Here is a 15,107-nt window from a genome sequence, read left to right as displayed (position 1 = left end):
TAATTATTTCATAGATAATTGTATTTTCGCAGACTGAAATAAAAAATAATAGTAATAAAATGGCAGTTTTACAGAAAATTAGAAATCGTTCAGGGTTACTTTTACTGATCATCGGTTTTGCACTTTTAGCCTTTGTAGTACAAGATTTATTTACCAAAGGATTGAAAAGTCAGTCGCATGATGTAGGAAGTGTAAATGGAAAAGATATTGCATTTGAAGATTTCAAACTTAAAGTAGTCAATCTTGAAAAGAGTGGGCAAGGCGGTCAGATGACACAAACGCAAGCCGTTAATCAAACTTGGGAAATTGAAGTAAACAAAGCCCTTTTGGTTGATCAATTCGATAAAGCAGGAATCCGTGTTGGGGAAGCGTACAAATTAGACGCATTCAAAAAAGATCCTAATATTGGATCCTCTCCAATGTTCCAAACAAACGGGAAATTTGACTTGAATAAATTTAAAGATTTCTTTAAAAACAATCCTGAACAAGCTAAAATGTTTGAGGATCGTGAAAAAGATATGGTCTTGAATGGTCAGTACCAAATTTACAATACTCTTGTAAAAGCAGGTATGTACACTACAACTGCTGAAGGAAAATTCAAATATGCTTTAGAACAAGATAAAGTAAACTTTGATTACGTAGGTATCATGTATTCTTCTGTAAAAGATAGCGAAGTAAAAGTTACGGATGAAGATATTACGGCGTACATGAAAAAACACGAAAAACGATTCAAAGCGGAAGAAACACGTGAAATCGAATTCGTGTTAGTAGAAGATAAACCGTCTACAAAAGATCAAGACGAAGTAAAAGAAAAATTAGTAGCCTTGTTGAATTCGAAAGTAGAATACAACAAAACTACAGGTACAAACGATACACTTCCTGGATTCAAAAATGCAACTAACATTGCTGAATTTGTGGGTGAAAATTCGGATTTACCTTATGATACAACGTATGTGTCAAAACAACAATTGCCTGCTGAAGTAGCTGATGCGTTGTTTAATTTACCAAATGGAGAAATCTACGGTCCTTATGTAAACAACAAATATTACTGCTTAAGTAAAATGATGGGGCGTAAAGCGAATGATAAAGCAAAAGCGAGCCACATTTTAATCAGCTGGGAAGGAATTGACCGTGTTCAGAAAAAAGAAAAAAGAACCAAAGAAGAAGCAAAAGCGAAAGCAGAAAGTTTGTTAGCACAAGCGAAAGCCAATCCAGGTTCATTCATGATGTTGGCGTTAACCAACTCTGATGATTCTTCTGCTCAACAAGGGGGTGATTTAGGATATTTTAGTCAGGGTCAAATGGTTAAGCCTTTCAACGATTTCGTATTCAACAATCCTGTTGGAACTATTGGTTTAGTAGAATCAGAATTCGGATACCACATTATCAATGTTACTGATAAACAAGATGCAATTCGTTTAGCGACGATTGCACATAAAATCCAACCTTCAGAAGCGACAACTAACGAAGCGTATACGAAAGCTACCCAATTTGAAATGGATGCTGCAGGGAAGGATTTTGCTGCTGTAGCTAAAAAGGCAAACTTGAAAGTAGAATCTACTCGTGCTAAAGCTATGGATGAAGCAGTAGGTGCTGCAGGGAATCAACGTCAAATTGTGAAATGGGCGTATACAGATGATACCAACATTGGTGATATCAAACGTTTTGAAGTAGTAAATGTTGGTCACGTGATTGCCCGTTTGAAAAAGATTAACCCTAAAGGATTGACTAGTGTTGAAGAAGCTCGTCCATCTGTAGAAGGAATTATCAAAAACGAGAAAAAAGCACAAATTATCTTAGCTAAAGTTAAAGGTGGTTCATTAGAATCAATTGCTGCCGCTAATAAAGTGACCGTTCAAAATGTAGCTGCGGCTTCTGTTGACAGTCCGATGTTACCCAATGTAGGAATGGAACCTAAAGTGGTTGGTGCCGCTTTTGGAACTCCTGCAAACAAAGTATCGGCTCCAATTGAAGGAATTTCTGGTGTTTTTGTAGTAAAAACAAAATCAGTAACGAAAGCTCCTAAAATCGCGAAGTACGATGACTACGTGAATAAATTAAAACAACAAGCGGCTCAAAACACAGGACGCGTAATTTCAACATTGAAAAACGCTGCTGATATTGAAGATAATCGTTTAGATTTCTATTAATAGAGCGCTAATCCCATAAAAAAATCCCGATGTACATCGGGATTTTTTTGTTTATAGTAGTATCATTTCTTGATACGAAAGTACCGTCGGATACCCTTTGGAATGAAAATAGTCTGTCGGATTTTCTTTCGAAATCGCCATAACAAAATCACCGCCCCAAGCGCCTAAACTTTTAATAACACCCTCAAAGTCGGGAAATAAAGCTTCTTGTATCGTCATTTCCTCCAAAACATCACTCAGCTCAATTTCATGCTCGCGTAATGCCAAAGCAAAATCTTTGGGTTGATCTGCATTAAGAATTCGTTGCGTTAAACCATTGATTTTAGTTACAGTCTTTGCAATATCCCCTTGTTTGTCCAAATACGCTGCAATGGCCGCTTTCGAACTTCTTTTTTGATTGAGATACACAAAGTAGATTTTATCTGCAAACACTGGAGCAAAATCAACCGATTCTACCACAGGTAACTCATTTTGTAATTGATAAAGAATAGGCGTGTTGTATTGGGCACAAGCAACATCATAACCGCTCCCTCCAAAGCTGCGTTTTAATAAGGTAAAGGCATCGATTTGGGCCCATTGTGCAATATTGTTGATTAAAGTGGACGAAGTACCCAATCCCCAGTTTTTGGGAAAACTCAATTCAGTTGTAACCACATATCCTTCTGATTCCAAAAGGAAGTCGGCATTCATTAAATACGCTTCGTGTAGAATTTCAATCAACGTATTTTTGAGGTGATGGGGTGCATCAAACCGTTCTTTTCGTTGTATCGATTCAAAAGGAATTGTCGCTTCAAACCATACACTTTTGTCATGGTCATAACTCTTCCAATGCATCATTTGGTCGCTTCCCTGTTCAATGTGCAAACTTTGACCGAAACGCGTAGGTAAAGCCAAAGCTTTCGCGCCGTCGAGGACGACATATTCGCCCGTAATGAGTAATTTACCATTGCTGTAGAACGTCTGTTTCATAGCGGTTTGACTAACGGCGTAAATTTTCAATCATTTCAACCACAGAAGCATGTGTCACGGTTTGATCCGCAAAATGCGTGAGTACGATTTTACGCTCTTCTGCTGTGGCTTGAAATTGGTTTAAAATATTGTTCAAATGCATTTTCATGTGGCCTTCTTGAATCCCGGTTGTGGTTAGCGAACGTAAGGCGGCAAAATTTTGAGCCAAACCTGTCGCTGCCACTACTTGCATCAGTTCTTGAGCCGAAGGTTTTCCTAAAATCTCCAAAGCCACTTTCACCAAAGGATGTAAAGAGGTGAGTCCGCCTACCGTGCCTAAAGCTAATGGAACATCCATCCAAAACGTAAAGATTCCGTTTTCGATTTTAGCATGCGATAAACTGCTGTATTTGCCATTGCGTGCAGCATAGGCATGCACTCCGGCTTCTACCGCACGAAAATCATTACCCGTTGCCAGAACAACCGCGTCGATCCCATTCATAATGCCTTTGTTGTGGGTTACCGCACGGAAGGTTTCAATCTCGGCGATCTTAACGGCTTGCACAAATTTTTCAGCAAAAGCCTGTGGCTCATCAATTTTCTTTTCCGCCAAATCTTCAACAGGACATGAAACTTCGGCACGAACGACACAATTGGGAACGTAGTTGGATAAAATACTCATCACTACAGTAATATTTTGCTCGTCTGGAGTAAAACTTTCCTCAGTTGCTGCGACTTCGCGTAGGGTTTTGGCAAATTGTTCCAAACACGAATTGATGAAGTTTGCCCCCATGCTGTCTTTGGTGTCAAACGTCGCGTGCAATTGAAAGTAGTTGGCTAATTCCGAGGTTTTATCCCGTAATTCAATGTCGAGAATCCCGCCGCCACGCTTGTTCATGTTTCGTGTGATGGGTTCGGTAGCTTCGAAAAATTGCGGTTTTATTTTGTCAAAAAACGGTTGAAGTTTTTCGATCGAACCTTGAAATAAAAAGTGGACTTGGCCAATTTTTTCCGTGCCAATAATCGAGGTTTTGAATCCGCCACGGGTACTCCAAAATTTAGCCGCTTTAGCTGCTGCTGCCACTACCGAACTTTCTTCAATAACCATCGGAACGGAATAATACCGTCCGTTGATGTTGAAATTGGGCGCAATTCCCATCGGTAAATAGAAATTGGTTAGCGTATTTTCGATGAATTCATCATGCAATTGTTGGAGTTTAGCATCCTGATTCCAATACTGTTTCAGGATTTTTTCCGCCTCTGCCGGCGTGTTGAAGTAGGTTTGAGCAATCCATTGGATTTTTTCTTCTTTGGATAATTTCGAAAATCCAGATACGGCTTGATTCATTTTCAGTTGATTATCAATTTGCCCCACAAAGATACAGCTTCGAACAAGAGAATAAAGTAATTTTAAGGAAATAAAAAGCCTTGTTGAAGTGCATTTTGGCTAAAAAAAGACGGTGGTTTGCTTTTTTTTCATTAAAATTGGACTCGTTAACAAACCACTTTTTAGAATATGATAAAAAGAAGCCTTGTCGCCTTGTTTTTGGCCGTAGGAATTACTGTTTCTGCTCAGTCCAAACTTTCTGTAGAAGAAATATACATGGGCATGTTTCGTTCCAAAGGAATGGACGAACTACAAGCCATGAAGAACACCAACCAATACACGGTTTTAAATACCGACCGCGGTTCGAGAAGTCAGCAAATCGACTTGTACGATTATGCAACTTTGAAAAAAGTGTCGACTCTTTTGGATACCAAAAATCATAAAGAATTGGCAGAAGGTATCGATAGTTATGTCTTTAGTTCGGATGAAAAACAAATTTTAATAGCCAACAATTCCAATCCCATTTACCGCCACTCGTTTACCGCCGATTATTATTTGTATGATCTTACAACCAAATCCCTTCGTAAAGTTTTAGAACAAGTTCAAGAGCCTTTGTTTTCTCCAAATGGTAGTAAGATTGCTTATGTAAAAGCCAACAATCTTTATGTGATGGATGTGGCTTCTGGAAATTCAACGGCAATTACGAATGATGGTGAAAAAAATGCGATCATCAACGGAATCACCGACTGGGTATATGAAGAAGAATTTGCTTTCGTACGTGCTTTTGATTGGAGTGCCGACAGTAAGAAGATAGCTTTCATTCGTTTTGACGAACGCCAAGTGCCCGAGTTTTCTATGGATATTTACCAGAAAGCGTTATATCCAACCCAAGAAAAATTCAAATATCCCAAAGCTGGCGAAAAAAATGCGTTGGTTTCTTTACATCTTGTAGATGTTGCTTCGAATACAAAGAAAGAAGTTAATCTTTCGCAATACAATGATTTTTACATCGCCCGTATGCGTTGGACCAATGATGCCAATGTATTGTGTGCGCAAGTTTTGAATCGTCACCAAAACAATTTGGATTTGTTGTTTATTGATGGTACTTCTGCAGCAGCAAAAGTGGTCTTGAATGAGAAAGATAATGCTTATGTGGATGTTACGGATAATCTAACATTTTTAAAAGACAATAGTTTTATTTGGACTTCTGAGAAAGACGGATGGAACCACATTTATCTTTATGATAAAACAGGTAAATTGAAAAACCAAGTAACCAAAGGGGCTTGGGAAGTGACTGCTTATTACGGCTTTGACGAAAAAACCAAAACTATTTTTTACCAATCGACTGAAAACGGTTCAATTGTGCGCGATGTGTACCGTATCGGTTTAGATGGTAAAAAGAAAATGAAATTAAGTAAACAAGTAGGCACCAATGCGGCGACATTCAGTCCGAATTTTGAGTTCTTTATCAATACCTTTTCTTCAGCTACAGTACCGCCTACTTATTCACTGAACAGTGCCAAAGACGGTGTGCAAGTGCAAATGATTGTAGAAAATTCAGCCTTAACTGAAAAGCTGAAAAAATACGATTTGCCCACCAAAGAGTTTTTTGTATTGACGACTGAAAAAGGCCACCAACTCAACGCTTGGATGATTAAGCCCAAAGATTTTGATGCTACTAAAAAATATCCTGTTTTCATGTACCAATATTCGGGTCCGGGTTCGCAGCAAGTGGCCAACGATTGGTTGGATACCAACGATTATTGGTTTATGATGCTCGCACAACAAGGGTATATCACCGTTTGTGTGGACGGTCGTGGAACGGGATTCAAAGGCGCTGCTTTTAAAAAATGTACGCAAAAGGAATTGGGTAAATTTGAAGTAGAAGATCAAATTGATGCAGCAAAAGTATTAGGAACGTATGCCTATGTAGACAAATCCCGTATCGGAATTTTCGGCTGGTCCTTTGGCGGATTCATGGCGAGCAATTGTTTGTTCAAAGGCGCCGATGTGTTTAAAATGGCAATTGCGGTCGCTCCGGTAACCAACTGGCGTTTCTACGATTCCATTTATACGGAACGCTACATGCAAACCCCACAAGAAAATGCAAGCGGCTACGATGATAATTCACCAATCAATCATGTGAGCAAGTTAAAAGGAAGCTTCTTGTTGGTGCACGGAACAGCAGATGACAATGTTCACGTACAAAATTCCATGCAAATGATTGAAGCTTTGGTACAAGCCAACAAGCAATTTGATTGGGCGATTTATCCCGACAAAAACCACGGCATTTACGGGGGCAAAACCCGAATTCAATTGTTCAATAAGTTGACCAATTTCATCAAAGAAAAACTATAATTCTAAATAAACTAAAACCAATATTTATGAGCGAAACTGCTGTAAAGACCGGACATCCAAAGGGACTTTGGGTGTTGTTTGGGACCGAAATGTGGGAGCGATTCAATTTCTACGGAATGCGAGCGATCCTAACTTTATTTATGGTTCATGCCTTAATGCTTGGGGAATCAAATGCATCTATTATTTATGGAGGATTTTTGGCCCTTTGCTACTTAACACCACTTTTGGGAGGATTCATTTCTGATAAATACTTTGGAAATAGAAACTGTATCATGTTAGGTGGTTCATTAATGGCTATCGGTCAGTTTTTATTATTCTACAGTGCCACGATTTATGATTCAAATTTAGACCTTTCCAAATCTGTTTTTTGGATGGGGTTATTTGTGATAATTTTCGGTAATGGATTCTTTAAGCCGAACATTTCTTCTATGGTGGGAAGTTTATATCCTCCGCAAGAAAAGACTAAATTGGATTCGGCTTTCACGATTTTTTACATGGGTATTAATATCGGGGCCTTATTAAGTCAATATTTTGTTCCTCTTTTTGCTGATGTTAAAATTGGCAAAGTGCAAGATCCAACCGTTTTTAAATGGGGTTATTTAATGGCCTGTATTGCTATGGTTTTAGGAACAATGGTGTTTTACTTATTGAAGAATAAATATGTTGTAACTCCTGAAGGATTGCCAATTGGTGGTAAACCAAATAATAATGCTACTTCTGGTGAAGTTGAAGAACAAGCGAAATTTTCATCTAAATCAATTGGTTTAGTTGCTGTATTATTCACAGTTTTATTTTTTGTGTTCCGTTATTTGCATGTAGGCGAATTCGGATTCTCAAATTTTGAAATAGGAACATTAGTAAAAGGGATAATTTATCCTATTATTTATGGTGCAGGGATTTCATTAGCAATTCTTATTCTGTTGGATTCAACATTAACTAAAGTTGAAATTCAACGAATTTTAGTGATTTACATCATCTCATTTTTTATTATTTTCTTTTGGGCTGCGTTTGAACAAGCCGGTTCTTCATTAACATTCATTGCATCAAATCAGACCGACCGTCATTTCTTATTTAATTGGGAAATGCCAGCTTCAATGGTACAGATCTTTAATGGATTGTTTGTTGTTCTTTTAGCTGTTCCATTTAGTTTAATGTGGGATAAACTACGTGCTGCTGGAAAAGAGCCGATATCTCCTATGAAACAAGCTTTTGGATTGGCCTTTATTGCATTAAGTTATTTCATTATAGCTTACAATGTGAAAGATTTGGGTAATTCAGGTATGTTGGCCATCAAATGGTTAGTGTTGTTATATTTCATTCAAACAATTGGAGAATTGTGTTTGTCACCTATCGGATTGTCTTTGGTGGGTAAATTAGCGCCTAAGCGTTTTGCCTCTTTGTTATATGGAGTGTTCTTTATTTCAAATGCTGCGGGTTATGCCTTAGCGGGAACATTGGGAGCTTTAATTCCAGCAACAGGGGATAAGTTTGAAAAAGCAAAAGAGATAGGCGTAAATCTCCAAGATGTTTTAGATAAAAAAATTACGTTATCAGCAGAACAAGTGAAAGCATTTGCTGACAATCAAATTGCTTTAGATTATCCAACCTTTGCAGGTTTCACAATTCACAACTTATTTGAATTCTTTATGGTTTTTGTGGTATTGTGTGGTATCGCAGCAGTATTATTAGCCTCATTGACTCCTGTTTTAAAACGTATGATGCACGGTATCAAATAATTCGATTCCAAAATATTTTTATATCTTTCAAACCTACAAGTTCGTCTTGTAGGTTTTGTTTTTTAATACCCAAAAACTATGTGGAAAAGTCATCCTAAGGCACTGCCTTATTTGTTTTTATCGGAAATGTGGGAGCGTTTTGGCTACTACCTCATGATCGGAATTTTTACGCTTTATCTTAAAGATGTGGAAGCCGGTTTCAAAATGACCGAGAAAGAATCGTCTGATTTATACGGAACCTTCATTGCCTTGGTGTTTTTAACGCCGTTCGTTGGGGGCTTAATTGCTGACCGTTATTGGGGCTATAAAAAGTCAATTGTGTTGGGCGGACTCATGATGGGTGCGGGTTATATGATGATGGGAATCCACAGTCTGCCAATGTTGTATTTGGCGATGACGCTCGTGATTTTAGGGAACGGATTCTTTAAACCGAACATTTCAACATTATTGGGGAATTTCTACAACGACGAGCAATACAAAGACAAGAAGGACGAAGGTTACAACATTTTCTACATGGGAATCAATGTCGGGGCTTTTATTTGTAATTTCTTTGGCGCTGCTTTCAAAATCCTTTTTGGTTGGCAATATGCTTTTATGGCTGCCGGTGTCGGGATGATTATTGGTGTTATTGTGTTTTTGTTGGGTTCCAAACATTATGGCGACAAAGTCGAGAAAAAAGGGGAACAACCTGGCGATATGCCTTTTAGTAAAATTGTCCTTTACATCTTAGTACCTTCTGTGGTTTTTGGAATCATTGGATGGATGTTAAAAGGAACCTATTCCGAAACCAATACCGACAGTTATATCTTTGGTTCGGATAGTACCGATGCTTTTATTTTTGCTTGTATTCCCGTAATTTTCTTCTACGGTAGTTTGTATTTCAAAGCCAAAGCCGAAGAGAAACGACCGATCGGTGCTTTGCTTTCTATTTTTGCCGTAGTGATCTTGTTTTGGGCGGTATTCAAACTCAACGGTTCAGCCTTGAACAATTGGGGTGATAAATATACCGACCGCGAATTAACGGGAACGGCGCAACAAATTGGATCGAAATTAGTACTCGTTGATACATTACACTATAAAAAAGACAGCGTTGCCTTATATGATGAATATTTCCGTATTCAAAAGAAAGATGGTGAAGTGATCAAAACCGTGGACTACCCGTTGTATTTCCGCAATGTAGCCCCTGAGAAAAAACCACAAGAAGAAGCCGCAGTCTACACCTGGTCGTCCAATTTAAGTCAGTCCATCAATCCGGGTTGGGTGATATTATTAACGCCTTTGGTAGTAGCCTTTTTTACCTTTTTACGTCACCGACAAAAAGAACCGACGACGCCGACTAAAATTGCGTTCGGACTCTTGATTTCTGCCTTGTCGGTATTGGTCATGGTTGCTGCAGTGAAAGCAGGCCATAACGGTGCCGAGAAAGTATCCGTTTGGTGGTTGGTCGCCAATTACGGAGTTATTACCATTGGGGAACTCTTTTTGAGTCCAATGGGTTTATCCGTGGTGTCCAAATTAAGTCCGCGCAACATCACTTCCTTAATGATGGGCGGTTGGTTTTTGGCTACGTCCATTGGAAATAAATTATCGGGTGTTTTGGCCAGTATGTGGGACAGTTATGAAGACAAATCCAATTTCTTTTGGGTGAACTTCGGCTTACTTTTATTCGCTGCTTCATTAATGTTTGTCTTATTAAAACGATTAAACGCGGTAATGCGTGAAAATGGAATTCGCTAATGGAAACAACAATCGAACAAATTCAAGATTTTAAAGGGAAATACCCAAAACAATTGTGGTATTTATTTTTCAGTGAAATGTGGGAACGCTTTAGTTTCTATGGAATGCGTGGGATGTTAGCCGTATTTATGGTGAGTCAACTCAACATGAGTGAAACTACGGCCAATCTTCAATATGGCGCCACACAAGCTTGGGTATATGCATTCACCTTTATTGGAGGTTTATTTGCCGATAAAATTTTAGGCTTACGAAGATCGCTTTTTTGGGGAGGTATTCTCATGATTATTGGAAGTATTATTCTTGCGATAAGTCCGAAAGATTTATTTTTTACAGGAATCGGGTTTACTATTGTAGGAACAGGTTTTTTCAAACCAAATATTTCTTCCATGGTTGGCCAATTGTACCGCGATAATGATACTAGACGAGATGCTGGTTTTTCCTTGTTTTATGCTGGGGTAAATCTCGGAGCATTAATTGGAGGTTACATTTGTATTGCTGTAGCAAATGGCAATTTGTGGAGCTCTTTTGTCGCAGAAAATCTGCGTTGGAATTACGCGTTTGGTTTTGCCTCCATTGTGATGATTGTTAGTTTACTAACGTTTACGCAAACGCAAAAAAGTTTGGGTGAAATCGGATTGTCTCCTTTAGCTCATATGGAGGTTTCTAAACGAAAAGCATTGGAAATTGCTACCTACATAGCTTCAATCATTTTTATACCTATAATCATAAAAATGGTGGCCAATACAACCTATACCGATTATTTCATGATGATTATTGGACCATTATCGGTAGTTTATCTTTTTTATGAAATGAAGAACTTTTCAACGGCTGAAAATTTAAAATTATTGGCCGCTCTAATTTTCATAATCTTCTCCATCTTCTTTTGGGCGTTCTTCGAACAAAGTGGAGGTTCGTTAAGTTTATTTGCTGCCAATAATCTCCAAAACACAGTTCTAGGTGTCAAATTAGATCCAAACGGAGTTAATAATTCAGCCAATTCTTTGTTTGTCATTGTATTCGCCGCCTTAGTCGGAATGGTTTGGATTTGGATGGCAAAAAAGAAAATCGAGCCCAATACGGTGGTCAAATTTGGATTGGGATTCTTGTTCCTAGCAGGTGGTTTTTGGGTGTTTTACTACACCAAATTCTTCGCTGGTCCTGATGGAAAAACCTCGTTAGATTTGTTCACATTGGGTTGGTTTGTTATCACGTTTGGGGAATTGTGTTTATCGCCAATAGGTATGAGTGCCATGACCAAGTTATCACCTCAAAAAACGCAAGCCGTTATCATGGGAATGTGGTTTTTGGCGAGTGCCTACGGTCAGTATTTTGCTGGTTTATTGGGTGCCGGAATTGCAGAAGCTTCTAAAAATGCCACCAATCTTGAAAAATTAAACACCTATGCCGACGGCTACCAACAATTGGCGTTGTATGCTTTAGTTGCGGGTGTGGTCCTCATTGTAATTTCGCCTTTGGTGCGAAAGTTGATGCAGGATGTCAAATAATTTGTAACTTTCGACCTTAAACAGGGAATTTAGACTATGAAAAAGATTTTATTCGCATTTTTAATTCTACTCGCTTGTCAAAATTTACAAGCACAAGAAGAACAACTTACATGGCACACAGACATCAATAAAGCCATTGAATTGTCAAAAGCCGAGCAAAAGCCAATGTTCCTTTTCTTTACAGGAAGCGATTGGTGTGGTTGGTGCATGCGCTTGCAAAGTGAAGTATTCAAAAAACCCGAGTTTATTCAATGGGCCAAAGAAAAAGTAATTTTGGTTGAATTGGATTTTCCACGTCGCACCCAACAACCCGATGCATTGCGTCAACAAAATATGCAAATGCAACAAGTTTTTCAACCTAGAGGTTATCCTACGGTGTATATTGTTAAACCAACATTAGTAGACGGAAAAACCAATTTTGAACAATTGGGTCAAACAGGATATGTGGCGGGCGGACCTGAAAAATGGTTAGCGGGCGCCAATGAAATGATTGCACGCTATGTTCCCGATCCAAAGCCTGTGACGACTGAGCCTGTTAAAGCTCCAACCAAAAAGAAAGCACCTGCTCCCAAAAAGCAACCCGCAACAACTCCTAAGAAAAAATAATTTTTCACAAGATAAAAGGTCCCTTTTCAGCTGTGTCATGAAAAGGGATTTTTAATTTTGCACAACTCCTTTTCCATAATTTTTTGATGGCGGGTGTCGAACTCCCGTCTGCAACTACTTGGGTAGGGCGGTAGTTTTCCAGCCAACGCTCCAAATGGCACTTCGGACTGTTTTTTAAAACCAATACTAGCCCTTTCTTTTTAGGAAAAACACCCGAGCTGTCGACTATGGCGATGCCTTTATTTTTGCATACTACTTTTTGTGGAAGTGTATTGATTTTTTGACCAACAATAAATTGAGCAATACAATAATCATCGATACATGGGCTTTGTTTGGCTTCCGAATTTATAAATAATTGATTCTTGTTTTTCCAAAGTATCGCGGATGCTATCGGGAGATGGCAAACCACAAATTCCGATTGCTGTTGTTCAATTTTTATTTTGATAACGATTAATTGTAGTGTGATTATACTAATTCCAACTCCCATCCATCGGGTGTAGTTTCTTTTTTCAAAAAGGAAAACTAGTGAGAAAATAAGTAAATACAACGCCAACATTAAGGCTAAATTCATTGGGATTTTTTGAAAGATAAATTGATCCTGATCCGCAATCCAATGGATACAAGCGTTCATTTGTTTTATAGAAAAAGAAAGTAGGGGAGCAATGGGGCCCAAGGCAATGTTGAAACTGGTAAACAGTACAGCCAACAGGCCTAAAAACATCAGAATGGTCAATGGCGGAAGAACAATCCAATTGGTGATAAAAAACAAACCCGGGAATTGATGGAAATAATATAACGATAAGGGAAAGGTGCCCAATTGTGCCGCAAATGAAACCGTGGTGAGTTCCCAGAAATAGGTGCCGATTTTTGTTTTGGGAACATAGAATTTCTTGAATTTCGGTTGGAGCCAAACAATAAAAAACAACGCCAGGTAACTCAATTGGAACCCCACATTCCACAGCGTATTTGGATCAAATAAAAGAATAAGGAAGGCAGAAATACATAACGTATTATAGATGTTTACTGTTCGTTTTAAATAAAGTCCGATAGTGACAAACGAATACATGGTCACCGATCGCAACACAGAAGGCGCCAAACCTGCCAAAATCCCAAATCCCCATAATCCCATTACGATTAGAATCATTTTTACCAATCGATACTTTTTGGTATTAGGAAAAGGTTTGACAAGCAATTGCAACAACAGCAAAATGAACCCTACATGCAATCCAGAAACCGATAAAATATGTACAGCTCCCGCCAACTGATAGTCTTTGTTGATTGTGGGATTAATATCTTGTTGTTGACCCAAAATCAAGGCCATGACAATTGGAGCGGTGGTTGCATCTAAAGAATGGGACAATCGTTGTGCAATTTTATCATGAAATGCGGGCACCCATTCCAAAAATGTTGTACGGGTTTTGGGGTAATTTTGGTATTTTTTGACAAAAATCTGACCGTAAATGGATTGGTCTTTAAGATAGGAATCGTAATCAAATTGCCCAGGATTCGGTTTCCTTTGCAACGGAATAAACCAAACCAATCCAGCGTAATTTTCTTTAAAACTGGGTCTTTTTTGGGCTTTAGGAAACGATACAACGACGCGACCGGTTACTGCAAGGTTGTTGATTGATTTCAGCACTCCTACATAGCGGTAGTTTTTTTTACTCGACCGCAAAGGCGATTCTAAACTGAAAGTAACCCTCATGGATTGTGCAGTGGTAACCTTATGCGCAAAATGTTCGGAATGCATTAATTTGTTATGCATCCGAACGACTCCCATTCCGATGAAAAGAAAGAGTACAAAAGTACAACTGCCAAATCCCAATGCAGCGCGAATATGCTGTTTGGAATACCGATAAAAGGCGCATACGATAGCCGCTGTAAGTATGATACAAGCTATTAATTGGACATTGGTAAGTGCCAAAAATCGGGCACAAACAATTCCTGTAATAAATGCGAGTGTAATACGAATCAGCGGAAATTGAAAGGTATTCATATTTCCGAATTTAGGTGATTACAAATTATTCGATAACTCGATTCACCTGTGCGAAAGTTCTTTGGTAATAAGGCTCTTTGGTGGAGGAAACTACGACGCCTTGTTGTGTTGACGAATGTACAAATTTTATTTCATCTTCCGTCACTTCTGTCACCATTCCGACATGATTTATGGTGCGACGGCCATTAGTTCGGAAGAAAATTAAGTCACCACGACGAATTTCACTTCGGTCCAAAACCCTTCCAATACGGGCCATTTCGTGGGAACTGCGGGGTAAAATAATGTCAAAAGCTTGAAATGTAGTAAACATTAATCCGCTGCAATCAAAACCGTCCCGACTGGTACCGCCGCCACGATAGGGAGTTCCAATATAATCCATGGCATTGTTCACCAATTGTTCAGAAAAATAGGTAGCATCATCGGTAGTTAACACGATGTCGTCTTCATTTTGATCAAGAACAATGGTTTGTTTTTTTGTTTGAGAAGGCGTCGGATTCTCTGGCTCTTTTGGAATAGGTATCGATTTTACTTTTTTGGGTTTGGCGTCTTTGGTTGCTGAACTGGCCGTTGCCGTTGTTGTTTTTTGCGGCGTATACGTGGTGTATTTTTTCTGTTTGATGGCTTCTTTTTTGGAAGTAATGATAGGCGATTGCGTTGATTTACAAGAAACCAATACCATCAAAAGCGCTATGAATCCGAACCATTTTGACATGCCAAAAAAATTTTGCCAAAGATAAGGCAAAC

10 protein-coding genes are annotated in these 15,107 nt (G+C 38.7%); 6 read left to right on the top strand and 4 right to left on the bottom strand.

Annotation, left to right across the window (positions count from 1 at the left end; genetic code table 11):
- Positions 1-59 precede the first annotated feature (59 nt).
- Positions 60-2,150, top strand: coding sequence for a peptidylprolyl isomerase (locus EQG61_RS09800; protein WP_129461740.1), 2,091 nt, complete (start codon positions 60-62; stop codon positions 2,148-2,150).
- A gap of 51 nt (positions 2,151-2,201) precedes the next feature.
- On the opposite strand, the gene EQG61_RS09795 is transcribed toward EQG61_RS09800, so the two are convergent.
- Complete coding sequence (locus EQG61_RS09795; RefSeq protein WP_129461739.1) at positions 2,202-3,119, bottom strand: GYDIA family GHMP kinase; 918 nt, start codon at positions 3,117-3,119, stop codon at positions 2,202-2,204.
- Between the two features lie 10 nt (positions 3,120-3,129).
- Positions 3,130-4,446 (bottom strand): hydroxymethylglutaryl-CoA reductase, degradative, encoded by a 1,317-nt coding sequence (locus tag EQG61_RS09790; protein WP_129461738.1) that lies wholly within the window; start codon positions 4,444-4,446, stop codon positions 3,130-3,132.
- Between the two features lie 168 nt (positions 4,447-4,614).
- Between EQG61_RS09790 and EQG61_RS09785 the strand changes: the two genes are divergently transcribed.
- The 5 genes from EQG61_RS09785 (at position 4,615) to EQG61_RS09765 (ending at position 12,367) form a co-directional block, all read left to right on the top strand.
- The gene (locus tag EQG61_RS09785) at positions 4,615-6,783 is read left to right on the top strand and encodes a S9 family peptidase (protein WP_129461737.1); all 2,169 of its coding nucleotides are present in this window, start codon (positions 4,615-4,617) and stop codon (positions 6,781-6,783) included.
- Positions 6,784-6,809: 26 nt separating this feature from the next.
- Entirely contained in the window at positions 6,810-8,519 is a 1,710-nt protein-coding gene (locus EQG61_RS09780; protein ID WP_129461736.1) for a peptide MFS transporter, read from the top strand.
- Between the two features lie 78 nt (positions 8,520-8,597).
- A complete protein-coding gene (locus tag EQG61_RS09775) occupies positions 8,598-10,256 on the top strand; it encodes a peptide MFS transporter (protein ID WP_129461735.1) in 1,659 nt (552 codons plus the stop codon).
- On the top strand, positions 10,256-11,761 hold the full coding sequence (locus EQG61_RS09770) for a peptide MFS transporter (RefSeq protein ID WP_129461734.1): 1,506 nt from the start codon (positions 10,256-10,258) through the stop codon (positions 11,759-11,761). Before EQG61_RS09775 ends, EQG61_RS09770 begins: the two co-directional genes overlap by 1 nt.
- 36 nt (positions 11,762-11,797) lie before the next feature.
- Complete coding sequence (locus EQG61_RS09765) at positions 11,798-12,367, top strand: thioredoxin family protein (protein ID WP_129461733.1); 570 nt, start codon at positions 11,798-11,800, stop codon at positions 12,365-12,367.
- A 4-nt stretch (positions 12,368-12,371) separates the two neighbouring features.
- Here EQG61_RS09765 and EQG61_RS09760 read toward each other — a convergent pair whose 3' ends face one another.
- A complete protein-coding gene (locus EQG61_RS09760; RefSeq protein ID WP_129461732.1) occupies positions 12,372-14,363 on the bottom strand; it encodes a ComEC/Rec2 family competence protein in 1,992 nt (663 codons plus the stop codon).
- 25 nt (positions 14,364-14,388) lie between these two features.
- Positions 14,389-15,075, bottom strand: coding sequence for a C40 family peptidase (locus EQG61_RS09755; RefSeq protein WP_129461731.1), 687 nt, complete (start codon positions 15,073-15,075; stop codon positions 14,389-14,391).
- Between the last annotated feature and the right edge of the window lie 32 nt (positions 15,076-15,107).

The organism is Flavobacterium stagni (assembly GCF_004122105.1).
GTDB lineage: Bacteria > Bacteroidota > Bacteroidia > Flavobacteriales > Flavobacteriaceae > Flavobacterium > Flavobacterium stagni.
Note: the sequence above shows the minus strand (reverse complement) of the source record. Positions and strands in the feature narration are given on the sequence as shown.

What these genes read in the sequence shown, in the direction of transcription:
- EQG61_RS09800 (WP_129461740.1), top strand. Translation starts at nt 60, where the DNA reads ATGGCAGTTTTACAGAAAATTAGAAATCGTTCAGGGTTACTTTTACTG.
- EQG61_RS09795 (WP_129461739.1), bottom strand. Translation starts at nt 3,119, where the DNA reads ATGAAACAGACGTTCTACAGCAATGGTAAATTACTCATTACGGGCGAA.
- EQG61_RS09790 (WP_129461738.1), bottom strand. Translation starts at nt 4,446, where the DNA reads ATGAATCAAGCCGTATCTGGATTTTCGAAATTATCCAAAGAAGAAAAA.
- EQG61_RS09785 (WP_129461737.1), top strand. Translation starts at nt 4,615, where the DNA reads ATGATAAAAAGAAGCCTTGTCGCCTTGTTTTTGGCCGTAGGAATTACT.
- EQG61_RS09780 (WP_129461736.1), top strand. Translation starts at nt 6,810, where the DNA reads ATGAGCGAAACTGCTGTAAAGACCGGACATCCAAAGGGACTTTGGGTG.
- EQG61_RS09775 (WP_129461735.1), top strand. Translation starts at nt 8,598, where the DNA reads ATGTGGAAAAGTCATCCTAAGGCACTGCCTTATTTGTTTTTATCGGAA.
- EQG61_RS09770 (WP_129461734.1), top strand. Translation starts at nt 10,256, where the DNA reads ATGGAAACAACAATCGAACAAATTCAAGATTTTAAAGGGAAATACCCA.
- EQG61_RS09765 (WP_129461733.1), top strand. Translation starts at nt 11,798, where the DNA reads ATGAAAAAGATTTTATTCGCATTTTTAATTCTACTCGCTTGTCAAAAT.
- EQG61_RS09760 (WP_129461732.1), bottom strand. Translation starts at nt 14,363, where the DNA reads ATGAATACCTTTCAATTTCCGCTGATTCGTATTACACTCGCATTTATT.
- EQG61_RS09755 (WP_129461731.1), bottom strand. Translation starts at nt 15,075, where the DNA reads ATGTCAAAATGGTTCGGATTCATAGCGCTTTTGATGGTATTGGTTTCT.